We start from the raw sequence: 11,488 nt of genomic DNA, 5'->3' as shown, positions 1-11,488 counted from the left end.
ACGGGGTAAGGTGGCGTTTTCCTCGAAGTCAGGCAACGCCGATGGCCCCCACCACCCCGTTCACCGCCTTCCGCATCGAAAACGACGACGCCGGCTATCGCAGCGGCCTGACCCGGCTCGGTGTCGACGACCTCAACCCCGGGCAGGTACTGATCCGCGCCCACTGGTCCTCGGTCAACTACAAGGATGCCCTGGCCGGCACCGGCAAGGGGAAGATCCTGCGCCGCTTCCCGCTGGTCGGCGGCATCGACGTGGCCGGCACCGTGGTCGCCAGCACCGACCCGGCCTGGCGTGAAGGCGACGCGGTGCTGGCCACCGGCTGCGGCCTCAGCGAGACCCGTGACGGCGGCTACAGCCAGTATGTGCGGCTGGAGTCGCGTGCGGTGATTGCACAGCCGGCCGGGCTGAGCCCGCGCGAGGCGATGGTGCTGGGCACCGCCGGCTTCACGGCGGCGCTGGCGCTGCTGCGCATGCAGGACAACCGCCAGACCCCGGAGCTCGGCCCGCTGGCGGTCACCGGCGCCAGCGGCGGCGTCGGTGCGCTGGCGCTGTCGATCTTCAGCCGTGCCGGCTACACCGTGCACGCGGTCAGTGGCAAGCCGGACCAGACCGACTTCCTGCGCGACATCGGTGCCAGCGAGGTGCTGCCGCGCGAGGCGCTGGCCGACACCGGCCCGCTGCAGTCGGCGCGCTTCGGCGGGGGCCTGGACAATGCCGGCGGCGCCATGCTCGCCAGCCTGCTGGCGCAGACCGTGCCCTACGGCAGCGTGGTCAGCGCCGGCCTGGCGGCCAGCCCGACGCTGGACATGACGGTGATGCCCTTCATCCTGCGCGGTGTGTCGCTGCTCGGCGTGTCTTCGGCCAATGCGCCGCGCCGGCTGCGCGAAGAGGTGTGGTCGCGCCTGGGCGGTGAGTGGAAGCCGCAGCACCTGGACCGCATCTGCACCGCCGAGGTCGGCCTTGATGGCCTCCGGGCAGTGTTCGAGCGGATGCTGGCGGGTGGATCGCTGGGCCGCACGGTGGTGCGGATCGACTGAACGTCGCAGGCAGGCGACGGACGGCAGGTGCCCCCCTCCCGCCGGTAATGAGCCCGCACTACACTGCGGGCATTACATGGGGAACAACATGGCACGCATTCTGATCGTCGACGACTCACCGTCGCAGCTGTTGGGGATACAGCGCATCGTCGAGAAGCTCGGGCACCAGATCCTGACCGCCACCGATGGCGCCGCCGGGGTCGAAACCGCCAGGGCCGAGCTGCCCGACCTGGTTTTGATGGACGTGGTGATGCCCAATCTCAACGGCTTCCAGGCCACCCGTACCCTCGCCCGCGACGAGGCGACCCGGCATATCCCGGTGATCCTGGTGACCACCAAGGACCAGGACACCGATCGCATGTGGGGCATGCGCCAGGGCGCCAAGGCCTACATCACCAAGCCGTTCTCGGAAGACGAGCTGTCCGAGGTGCTGGAGCGGGTGTTCGCCGGCCAGGGCTGAGACGCGCGTGGTCGTGCCGGCCGCTGGCCGGCAACCACGCGTCACCGTCCCAGGTCATGAAATTGCCGGCCAGCGGCCGGCACGACCGCAAGGCGTGCTCAGATCGACTCGCCGAAGGCCTTGGCCAGATTGCGGTAGGCCTTCTTCTGCGCCTCGTCGGTCGCGGCCGGGGCCACGATCTCGATTTCAACGATCTGGTCGCCGTCCGGGCTGCCCGGCAGGCCGCGGCCACGCAGGCGCAGTTTGCGGCCGGCATCGGAGTCGGCGGGGATCTTCAGCTCCACCGCACCGCCCAGGGTCGGCACGCTGATGCTGGTGCCCAACGCGGCCTGCCAGGGCGTGACCGGCAACGTATAGAGGATGTTGCGGCCGTCGACCTCGAACTGCGGATGCGCGGCGTACTCCACTTCCAGCAGCAGGTTGCCGCCATGGTTGCCCTGCCCTGCCAGGCGGATCACCTGGCCCGGACGGATGCCCTTGGGCACGCGCACGTCCAGCTGCTTGCCGTTGACGGTGATGCGCAGGCTGTCGCCGCTGTAGGCCGCTTCCAGCGGGACCGACAGCTTGGCGCGGGTGTCGCGGTTGGGTGCGTGGCCCTGGCTGCTGAAGCCCGGGCCCGGACCGGCACCGCCACGCTGGCGCGCGAACAGGCTTTCGAAGAAGTCGCTGAAGCCGCCGTTGGGGCCACCACCGCCGAATACTTCCTCGAAATTGAAACCGCCGGCGCCGCCGTAGTTCGGCGGCACGTTGAACTCCTCGCCCGGGCGATAGCCCTGCGCGCGCAGCTGGTCGTAGGCTGCGCGCTTTTCCGGATCGCGCAGCGCCTCGTAGGCCTCGTTGACCGCCTTGAACTTGTCTTCGGCCCCGGCCTCCTTGCTGACGTCCGGGTGGTACTTGCGTGCCAACCGGCGGTAGGCGGTCTTGATCTCCGCCTCGCCCGCGCTCGGTTCCACCCCCAGGGTGGCGTAGTAATCCTTGAATTCCATCCAGCTACCTCGATCTGCTTCGGCCGCGCCGGTGGCGCCGCCCCGGGTTCATTCTACGCGCCGGCGATGCTACGCCGCCCCTCGTGCGGCCCCGGTGAGGCCGACTGATCCTGCGCAATGCCGCTGCCATCCCGATGCCCCAGGCTGTGGCTGGAAGCCCCCGCCGCAACGCCTGAAGATGGGGCCTGCACACGGGTTTTCCAATGTCTTGACGCCCCTGTCCCATCCGGCCCACTAGCCTGCCCCAGCAAGGAGTTCCCCATGACCATCCATGTCGGCGACCGCATTCCGGAAGTGACCCTCAAGCGCATCCGCGAGGGCATCGAAACGCTTGATACGCATTCGCTGTTCGACGCCCGCAAGGTCGTCCTGTTTGCGGTGCCCGGCGCGTTCACCCCCACCTGCTCGGCCCGCCACCTGCCCGGCTACGTCGAGAAATTCGAGGCCTTCCGCCAGCGCGGCATCGATGTCTACTGCATGGCGGTCAACGACCCGTTCGTGATGAAAGCCTGGGCCGCCGACCAGAAGGTGCCCGACGGCCTGCTGATGCTGTCCGACGGCAATGCCGAGCTGACCCGCGCGCTCGGCCTGGAGCTGGATGCCAGCGCCTCGGGCATGGGCATGCGCTCGCGCCGCTTCGCGCTGTACGTGGTCGATGGCGTGGTGCGCGCGGCCTGGATCGAGCAGCCGGGCCAGTTCGAGGTGTCTTCCGCCGAGTACGTGCTGGAGCACCTGCCTACCTGATTCCCCACCGCAGAAGGAAACGGCCAGCAATGTCCAGCAAGCCAGCCAAAGCCAGCAAGCCCGCCGCCGGGATTCCCGGCATCAGTGACCGTCAGACCCTGCGCGAGCGTGCCCGGCACAACATCGAAGACGGCGCGATCACCGACAGCTACACCGCCGACCGCAAGGTGGTGATCAAGCTGCTCAACGATGCCCTCGCCACCGAGTACGTGTGCGTGCTGCGCTACTACCGGCACTATTTCATGGCCAAGGGCATGCTGGCCGACGCGGTCAAGGCCGAGTTCCTCGAGCATGCACAGCAGGAACAGGCGCACGCCGGCAAGCTGGCCGAGCGCATCGTCCAGCTTGGCGGCGAGCCGGACCTGAACCCGGATACGCTGACCACGCGCTCGCATGCCGAATACAAGGAAGGCAGCGACCTGCGCGACATGGTGCGCGAGAACCTGGTGGCTGAACGGATCGCCATCGACAGCTACCGCGAGATGATCAACTTCATCGGCGACCGCGATACCACCACCAAGCGCATCCTTGAAGAGATCCTGGCGCAGGAGGAAGAACACGCCGACGAGTTCGCCGACCTGCTGGACGGGTGGATCGGGGAATAGCGGCCCCGCAAACGCCTTGGTAGATGCCCACCTTGGTGGGCGCATTTATCGCGTGCCAACCAAGGTTGGCACCTACCAGAGCATGGATGCGTCGGGTCGACGGGCCATTCCCAGCACCTATCGCAGGACGTTGAACCGCACCTGCGTCCACGCGCCGTCTGCTGCCAGCGCGGTCAGGGTGTGTGCGCCCGGATCGGCGAACTCGCGCTGCATCAGCTGCGCGCCGTGGGTCTGTGCAATCCAGCGTCCATCCAGCAACCAGTCCACCGCCTGCTCGCTGCCCAGCGCGCGCAGCTGCAGGCGCACGCCGTGCTCGGAATTCGGCGCGCGCGCCAGCGTGGCGCCGTCATTGAGCCCGTCCACGTGCAGCGCGACGCTGGCCTCACGCCCGTCGTCGCGGCAGTCCGGCGACAGCGCCGGCAGCTGCGAAGCCTCGCGCGTGGCCTTCGGCAGCCACGGCGACAACAACGCCGGCCAACGCGCGATCTCCCGCGCGACTTCCTGATGCGGCAAACGGCAATCAGCGGATACACGCAGACCGGTCCGCGCGTCGGCCAGGTAACGCTGCCGCCCCGGCTGCCAGCGCCGCGCCTCGCGCTCGGGGAAGGTCGGCGGTGCCGCACCGTCCAGCAGATAGGCCGACATCCGCCGCTGGCACAGCGCCGCTGGCAGGCCCTCGGCACGTTCGCCGGTGGGCCAGCAGACGTCCTCCTGGCTGACACTGGCCGGCATCGGTGCAGCAGCTGAATCACCGCGCTGGCGCGGCAGGCTGTCCACCACCTCGAACATCAGCGGCAGCGCGGTCACCGCGCCGTACTGGCCCGGCAACGGGGTACCGTCCGGCCGCCCCACCCACACGCCCACGGTGTAGTGGCGGGTGCTGCCGATCGCCCACGCATCGCGGTACCCGTAACTGGTGCCGGTCTTCCACGCCACGCGCGGGCGGCCACCGACATCGAACGTCCCGACGCTATACCCCGGCCGCGGATTCGATTCCAGCATCTCGCGCACGATCCAGCTGGCGCCCGGCGAGGCCAGGCGACGCTCGATCATCGGTTCGTCATCGGTGTAGCGCACGCGCCCGGCGATGCCGTTGCGGTTGAGCGCTGCGAACGCACCGACCAGATCTTCCAGCCGCGCACCGGTGCCGCCCAGGATCAGCGACAGATTGGGTGTACTGCCCGGCGGGAAGCGCAGCTGGATGCCGGAGTGCGACAGGCGTGCGGCGAAGCGCGCCGGACCGACCCGCTGCAGCAGGTCCACCGAGGGCACGTTGAGTGACAGCCGCAGCGCGCTGGAGGCACCAATCGGCCCATTGAAAGCCATGTCGAAGTTGCCGGGGCGGTAGCTGCCGAAACTCTGCGGCGCATCGACCAGCAGGCTTTCCGAATGGATCAGGCCATCGTCCAGCGCCATGGCATACAGGAACGGTTTGAGCGTGGAGCCCGGCGACCGCCAGGCCTGCACCATGTCCACGTGGCCCAGCCGCTGCCGGTCACCGAACGCCAGCGTGCCGACATAGGCACGCGCCTGCAGGGTCTGGTTGTCGACTACCAGCAGGGCGGCCGAGGTGCGTTCCGGCAGCGTCGAGAAATAGCTGGCCACGCGTTCTTCCAGCGTGCGCTGCAGGCCGATGTCGATGCTGCTCTGGATGCGTGCCTGGCCCGGATGCGCCGAGTGCAGGCGCTGCGCCAGCAGCGCGGCGTGCAGCGGCGGGCGCAGCGAGCGCGCCACCACGTTCTCGATGCGCGCGTCTTCCACTTCGTCCGCCGTCCACACGCCCAGCTCGTTCATGCGGGACAGCACCTTGTCGCGCGCCTTCTGCGCCGCTTCCGGATGACGGTCCGGGCGCAGCCGGCTCGGCGCCTGCGGCAGCACCGCCAGCAACGCGGCCTCGGCATGCGACAGCTGCGCCGCCGGCTTGCCCAGGTAGGCCCAGCTGGCCGCTTCCACCCCCTCGATGGTGCCGCCGTAGGGCGCGCGCTCCAGATACAGGGCCAGGATCTGCTGCTTGCTCAGGTGCACTTCCAGCTGCACCGCGCGCAGCATCTGCTTGAGCTTGCCCCACGGCGTGCGCGTATGCGGATCGAGGATGCGGGCGACCTGCATGGTCAGGGTCGAGCCACCGGAAACGATGCGGCCGCCACGCAGCAGCTGGCCGCAGGCACGCAGGATCGCCAGCGGGTTGATGCCCGGATGCCGCCAGAACCAGCGGTCTTCGTAGGTCAGCAACGCCTGCAGGTACAGCGGCGAGACGCTGTTGATCGAAGCCGGGTAGCGCCACACACCCTCGGCGTCGGCGAATGCACGCAGCGGCGTGCCGTCGGCAGCCACCACCAGGGTGCTGGTATCACGCTGCTTCGGCAGCGGTGGCGGGAAGGCGAAATCCAGCACCAGCAGCAGCGCCAGCGTGGCGGCCGTACCCCAGCGCAGCCAGGGCCACAGCGGCTGCAGCCGGCGGCGCAGGGCCGCCAGCCGGATCGACATCGTGTTGTTCATTGCAGGTTGCCGGCAGGACGGGCCGCGCCGTCGCGGCCCGTCCGCGCGGTCACGGCTGTACCACCGTGATCGTGGTCGGGTTGCTGCGGCCCACCCCACGCAGCTGCGGCCGGTACATGTCCTCCACCAGCGGCGGCGGCACCGAGTAGGTTCCCGGCGTCACCGCGCGTACCAGGTAGAACACGTTGGCCTTGCTGCCACGCGAGAGCTTCAGCGCGGCCACATAGCGGTCATCGCGGAACTCCTCGTGCTTGGTGTCGGCGGCCTCACCACGGTCGCTGATGGTGATGCCATCGACCACCACGTCGGCCCACTGCTTGGCGTCGCCCAGGTTGAAGTTCTCGATTTCCAGGCCCGCCGGCAGCAGGTCGGTCAGCAGCGCATCGGGCATCGTGGTGTCGGCAGTCACCGTGACGCGCACGATCAGCGCTTCGCCTTCCTTCAGCGGGCGCGGCGACCACGGCTTGCCATCGGTGCCGTAGTAACTGCGCTCGACGCCCAGCACACTGTTGTCCGGTGCCGGTGCGCTGCGCGGGATGCCGGCCACATCAATGCTGGCGAACATCGGCGGCTGCCCCTGCGGGGTGAAGCGCACGCCGCTGGCCAGCTCACTGGCGCTGAAGTTGCGGCCGAACAGCTTGCGCTCGCCGATGGCTTCGGTGTTGCCACCGATCACCAGCTCACCGGCCACCAGCGCCTTCTGGTTGGCGGCCAGGGCCTTGCCGAGGCGGGCAATCGCCACCTGTTCCTGCGTGCTCAGCCACATCCAGCCGGCATTGCGGCGCGCATCCAGGCCACGGCCAAGATCCACCGCACGCGCATCCCAGGCGGGCTTGGCCAGCTTGTTCTCGTGGGTCAGCGCGATCATCAGCGCGTCATCACGGATCGCACTGCCGTAGTCGCCGAAGTACGACGGACGTTCACTGCTGGACTTGGCGAAGGCCGCCGCCAGCGCGGCCTGGCCACGCTTGGCATCACCCTGCAGCGACAGCGCCACGCCCAGGTGGACCAGCGACAGGCCACCGACCGCCTTGCTGCGCTCGTTGTCGTACAGCGTGCGCAGGGTACCCAGCGGTGCACGGTTGACCCGGGCCAGCACGTAACCCGAATACGCCTGGTTGGCGAACTTCAGCTTCTCGCGATCCTCCTGGCCATAGAACTGATTGCCGCCGGACAGCAGATCCTCGCTGAGCCGGTTGAGCGCCTTCTGCAGCACGTTGTCGGGCACGGCGAAGCCGGCGTCCTTGGCATCAAGCAGGAACTCGGTGATGTACGGGGTCAGCCACGGATTGACGTAGCCGTCGTCACCCCACATCGAGAAGTTGCCATTGGCCACCTGCATCGACGCCAGGCGACCGAACGCACCTTCCATGCGCTCTCTACGGGTCTTGGCATCCAGGCCGTCGGCACCGAGCATCGACGACGTCGCCTGGTCCAGGATCAGCGCGGCGTAACCCTTGCTGGTGGTCTGCTCGGCACAGCCATACGGGTAGTTCAGCGCGCCCTGCAGTGCACTGGCGAACGGGATCGGCGGCAGCGGGCTGACCAGCAGGCGGGCATTCACCGACTCTGCCATCAGGCCATCGGTCAGGCTGTTGTCGAGGCTGACCGCGGCCAGCGGATCGAGTGTGCGCACCTGCGAACGCAGCACCTGCGGCCACGCCGCACGCACCGGCAGGTCGTAGCGGCGATCAGCCTTGAAGCCGTTGCCGTCCACCCGCACCCGCACCTTGGCCACGCTGTGGCCCTCGCGAGCCGACAACGGGAAGCTCAGCGTGGTCTTGGCATCGGCATTCAACTGCACGCTGCGGCTGCCCTCACCCAGGTTCAGCGGCCCCTCGCTTTCCACCTTGACGTTGAACTGCCCCGGCTTGCCGGTGAAGTTCTGCACGTCCAGGGTCACGGTGCTGCGGTCGCCCGGGGCCAGCACGCGCGGCATGCTGGCTTCGGCCAGGATCGGGGCGCGCACGATGGTTTCCACGTCACGCTTGCCGTACTGGTCATCGCTGTAGACCAGCGCCGACACGCGCAGAGTGCCGTTGAAGTCCGGCACCTTCAGGCGGATGCGGGCATTGCCCTTGGCATCGAGCTGCACCGGGCCGGAGAACAGGTCCACGGTCTGCACGCGCGCGGTCGGGCGCTTGGCCTGCGGCAGTGCCTGCAGCGCCATGTCGCCGCCGAACTTCAGCTTGCCGCTGCCACCATCGAAGCTCTCGATCACCCGGCTGTAGATGTCATAGGCATCGATACCGAGGCGACGCTGGGCGAAGAAGTGCGCGCCGGCGTCGGGTACCGGGAAACGGGTGATGTTGAGGATGCCCACGTCCACCGCCGAGACGGTCACGTGCGCGGCCCTGCCGGCCAGCTGCGGTGCGCTGACCGTTACCGGCAGGTCCTGTTCCGGCCGCATCTGCTTGGGCGCGACCAGGCCGACGGCCACGGTTCGGCCCTTGCGGTCCATCGGCACATGCACCACGCCCACGGCGCGGGCCGGGGTGATCTTGCTCGGCGCACTGCCCCCGCGGAACACCAGCGCGGTGATGTAGACGTCGTGGCGTTCCCAGTCGGCGGTGACCGGGATCTTGAAGGTCGAGCCCGGCTTGGCCTCGATGTCCTGCACATACAGCATGCGGTCGGTCTCGACCATCAGGATGCCCTTGCCGGCGTGCGGCGGGGTCACCGTCACTTCCAGGGTGTCACCGGCCTTGTAGCCGGTCTTGTCCAGGCCCAGCTTGACCTTGTCCGGGCGTGCATCCAGGCCACGGTTGTCATCGCCCCAGCTCCAGCCCGCACGGAACGGGTAGCGGCTGGTCAGTCCGGTGGACGGATCGAACACGTCCACCCGGTACTCGCCCCACTCCACCGGGAAATCGAAGGCAACCGCACTGCTGCCGGCATCGACGGTGCGGGTTTCCTTGTTCTCGAAACGGCGGGTGAAATCGTAATCCCAGCGGTTGTCGTTGAAGGTCCAGTGGTAGTCGCGCAGTTCCCGTACCAGGGTGATCTTCAGGCCCTTGGCTGGCTGCGGTGTGCCGGCGGCATCCACGCGCATCAGTTCGAAGCGTGCGTTGCCGTTGGAATCAGCACCATCGTCGGGATTGAACAGCGGCCGCACGCCGACCAGCGCGTTGGCCGGCCACATCACCCGCTTCAGGGTACGGGTGACCGTGCGGCCACCGGTTTCATACAGGCTGCCGGACAACACCACGGCGATCGGTGCCTTGGCCTTGGCCGCCTCTTCCGGCAACGCCACATCCTCACGCAGCTGGCCATTGGCCGGCAGCGTGGTATCGATCACGTCCTTGGCCTCGCGCGGCAGCTGCAGGGTCGGGTCACCGAAGAAATAGCCCGGCAGGCCCTCCACCGGCTTCTGCTCGGCAGCCACCGCCATGCGCGCAGTGAAGCGGTTGCCATCGGCCGGCGCGCCGTACAGATAGGCGCCGTTGGCCTGCAGGCGCAGGTCCTCGCCCGGCTTCAGCGTCTTCTGCGCGCTGTCCAGGTCCAGCTTCATGCGCTCGGGCAGGAACTCCTCGATGCGCAGGGTCATGCCCTGGATCGCTTCCTTGCTGGCCGGGTCGGTGCGGAACTCGACCTGCCAGCGCCCGGTCGGCGCCTCGGCGGGGATCACCTGCTCGAAGTTGATGTAGCCCTGGTCGCCCGGCTGCAGGCGGGTCTCGCGGAAGGTCTTGCCGTCGGGCTGCTTCAGGCGCAGGAACACCGGTTGTGCCTTGACCGGCTTGCCGTCGTTGTCGCGCAGCAGCGCGGACAGGCGCACGGTCTCGCCCGGGCGGTACAGGTCGCGGCCGGACCAGGCGTAGACGTCGAACCAGGCGTTGTCACGACCGGCCACGGCGAACTCACTCAGGTCCAGCGCCGGCTGGTTGAACGGCAGGAAGCTGGTGTCCTTGCCACTGCTGGCGACCAGCACGTGGGTGGCATCCAGGGTGTAGTTCAGCAGCGCATTGCCGTTGCCGTCGGTGCTGCCCTTCAGCACCACCTCACCCTTGGCGTCGAGCACGCGCAGGTCGATGCCCTTCAGCGGCGCACCGTCCTTGAGGCCGGCGGTGTGCACGAACAGCTTGTCCTTGTAGGCACGGGTATGCAGGCCGATGTCGCTGACCGAGAAGAACGCGGTATCGAACTCGCCCTCGTAGTCACCGGTGCGCTTGAGCAGGGCGAAGTACAGGCCCGGCTCCTGCAGTTCCTTGATGTCCTGGGTCGGCAGGTAGGTCAGCACCCGCTCGTTCTGTTTGCCACCCAGGATGAAGCGGTTGACGTAGACCGGCTCGGCCAGCTTGTTGATCGGGCTGCGCTCGTAGTCGCTGCTGAGCTCCCAGCTGCCACGGCGGCCGCCGCGCTGGTACTGGCTGAAGAAGGTCGGCAGGTCCTTCTCGCGCACGCGCAGGAACTCGACGTCGACCTCCGGCACGTTCACCGAGACCACCGGCAAGCCGCGGCTGTCCTTGGCCGGCAGCACGCTGCCCTGCGAGGCGAAACCGACCACCGGCTTCAGCTCGCCGCTGAACACCTTCTGCTTCAGTTCCTTGCCCAGCCGGCTGCCGTCGGCGGCCAGCAGGTCCGGCGAGACCACCAGGCTGAACTCCTTGCCGGCCTCGACGAACGGGTAACGCAGGGTCAGGCCGTCATCGGACAGCGTCCAGCTGCTGTCCTCGGTGCCGACCTTCTCTTCGAAGCGAACCAGTTTGTCGAAATCCTGGGTGCCGACCAGCGGGCGCGAGAACTCCAGCGCCAGCGACAGGCCGTCATTCTTCTGGTCCGGGTAGGCACGCAGCAGGGTGAATTCCTTCACCTGCTCGGCCTTGGTGGTGATGGCTTCACCACTGGCCTTGGGCAGCTGCCCGCTGTCATTGCGGCAGCCGGCCAGCCCCAGCAACAGGCCTCCTGCCAGTACGGCCGCCGCCCACCCCCACCGCTTCCGCCGTGCCGGACCGCTCATGTCGTCACTCCTTGATCGAGGCGGCCATTATAGGCAGGCCACGTCAAGGTGTTGACGCAAATCCGGCAATTGCCGCGGTGCGGGTAGTGCCGGCCGCTGGCCGGCAGTCTCGGTAGCCGCCAACCTTGGTTGGCGTCGGCCGTGCCAACCAAGGTTGGCACCTACCCAAGCGGGTCGAGCCACGTGCCCGGCAAGCAGGC

Annotated in this window: 7 protein-coding genes; 4 read left to right on the top strand and 3 right to left on the bottom strand. The window is 68.2% G+C overall.

Annotation, left to right across the window (positions count from 1 at the left end):
- The first annotated feature begins 41 nt into the window (after window positions 1–41).
- A complete protein-coding gene (locus AC5P56_RS05075) occupies window positions 42–1,037 on the top strand; it encodes a YhdH/YhfP family quinone oxidoreductase (RefSeq protein WP_053495211.1) in 996 nt (331 codons plus the stop codon).
- An 88-nt stretch (window positions 1,038–1,125) separates the two neighbouring features.
- A complete protein-coding gene (gene pilH, locus AC5P56_RS05070) occupies window positions 1,126–1,497 on the top strand; it encodes a twitching motility response regulator PilH (RefSeq protein ID WP_014648033.1) in 372 nt (123 codons plus the stop codon).
- A gap of 98 nt (window positions 1,498–1,595) precedes the next feature.
- Here the strand turns inward: pilH and AC5P56_RS05065 are convergent, their stop codons facing one another.
- Window positions 1,596–2,483: a DnaJ C-terminal domain-containing protein gene (locus tag AC5P56_RS05065; RefSeq protein WP_012511838.1), complete on the bottom strand. Its 888-nt coding sequence runs from the start codon at window positions 2,481–2,483 to the stop codon at window positions 1,596–1,598.
- 261 nt (window positions 2,484–2,744) lie between these two features.
- Here AC5P56_RS05065 and AC5P56_RS05060 point away from each other — a divergent pair, with 261 nt between their 5' ends.
- Window positions 2,745–3,227, top strand: a complete 483-nt coding sequence (locus tag AC5P56_RS05060; RefSeq protein WP_111206448.1) for a peroxiredoxin — start codon at window positions 2,745–2,747, stop codon at window positions 3,225–3,227.
- Between the two features lie 29 nt (window positions 3,228–3,256).
- Window positions 3,257–3,832 (top strand): ferritin-like domain-containing protein, encoded by a 576-nt coding sequence (locus AC5P56_RS05055; RefSeq protein WP_495231484.1) that lies wholly within the window; start codon window positions 3,257–3,259, stop codon window positions 3,830–3,832.
- A 117-nt stretch (window positions 3,833–3,949) separates the two neighbouring features.
- Here AC5P56_RS05055 and pbpC read toward each other — a convergent pair whose 3' ends face one another.
- Both pbpC and AC5P56_RS05045 read right to left on the bottom strand, forming a co-directional pair.
- Window positions 3,950–6,331 (bottom strand): penicillin-binding protein 1C, encoded by a 2,382-nt coding sequence (pbpC, locus tag AC5P56_RS05050; RefSeq protein ID WP_495231483.1) that lies wholly within the window; start codon window positions 6,329–6,331, stop codon window positions 3,950–3,952.
- Between the two features lie 49 nt (window positions 6,332–6,380).
- A complete protein-coding gene (locus tag AC5P56_RS05045; RefSeq protein ID WP_126411259.1) occupies window positions 6,381–11,288 on the bottom strand; it encodes an alpha-2-macroglobulin family protein in 4,908 nt (1,635 codons plus the stop codon).
- Window positions 11,289–11,488 lie beyond the last annotated feature (200 nt).

The organism is Stenotrophomonas sp. YJH_SMC_131 (genome assembly GCF_059367975.1).
Note: the sequence above shows the minus strand (reverse complement) of the source record. Positions and strands in the feature narration are given on the sequence as shown.

Excerpts from the sequence above, each read along its gene's own strand:
- AC5P56_RS05075 (WP_053495211.1), top strand. The coding sequence starts at position 42 with ATGGCCCCCACCACCCCGTTCACCGCCTTCCGCATCGAAAACGACGAC.
- pilH (WP_014648033.1), top strand. The coding sequence starts at position 1,126 with ATGGCACGCATTCTGATCGTCGACGACTCACCGTCGCAGCTGTTGGGG.
- AC5P56_RS05065 (WP_012511838.1), bottom strand. The coding sequence starts at position 2,483 with ATGGAATTCAAGGATTACTACGCCACCCTGGGGGTGGAACCGAGCGCG.
- AC5P56_RS05060 (WP_111206448.1), top strand. The coding sequence starts at position 2,745 with ATGACCATCCATGTCGGCGACCGCATTCCGGAAGTGACCCTCAAGCGC.
- AC5P56_RS05055 (WP_495231484.1), top strand. The coding sequence starts at position 3,257 with ATGTCCAGCAAGCCAGCCAAAGCCAGCAAGCCCGCCGCCGGGATTCCC.
- pbpC (WP_495231483.1), bottom strand. The coding sequence starts at position 6,331 with ATGAACAACACGATGTCGATCCGGCTGGCGGCCCTGCGCCGCCGGCTG.
- AC5P56_RS05045 (WP_126411259.1), bottom strand. The coding sequence starts at position 11,288 with ATGAGCGGTCCGGCACGGCGGAAGCGGTGGGGGTGGGCGGCGGCCGTA.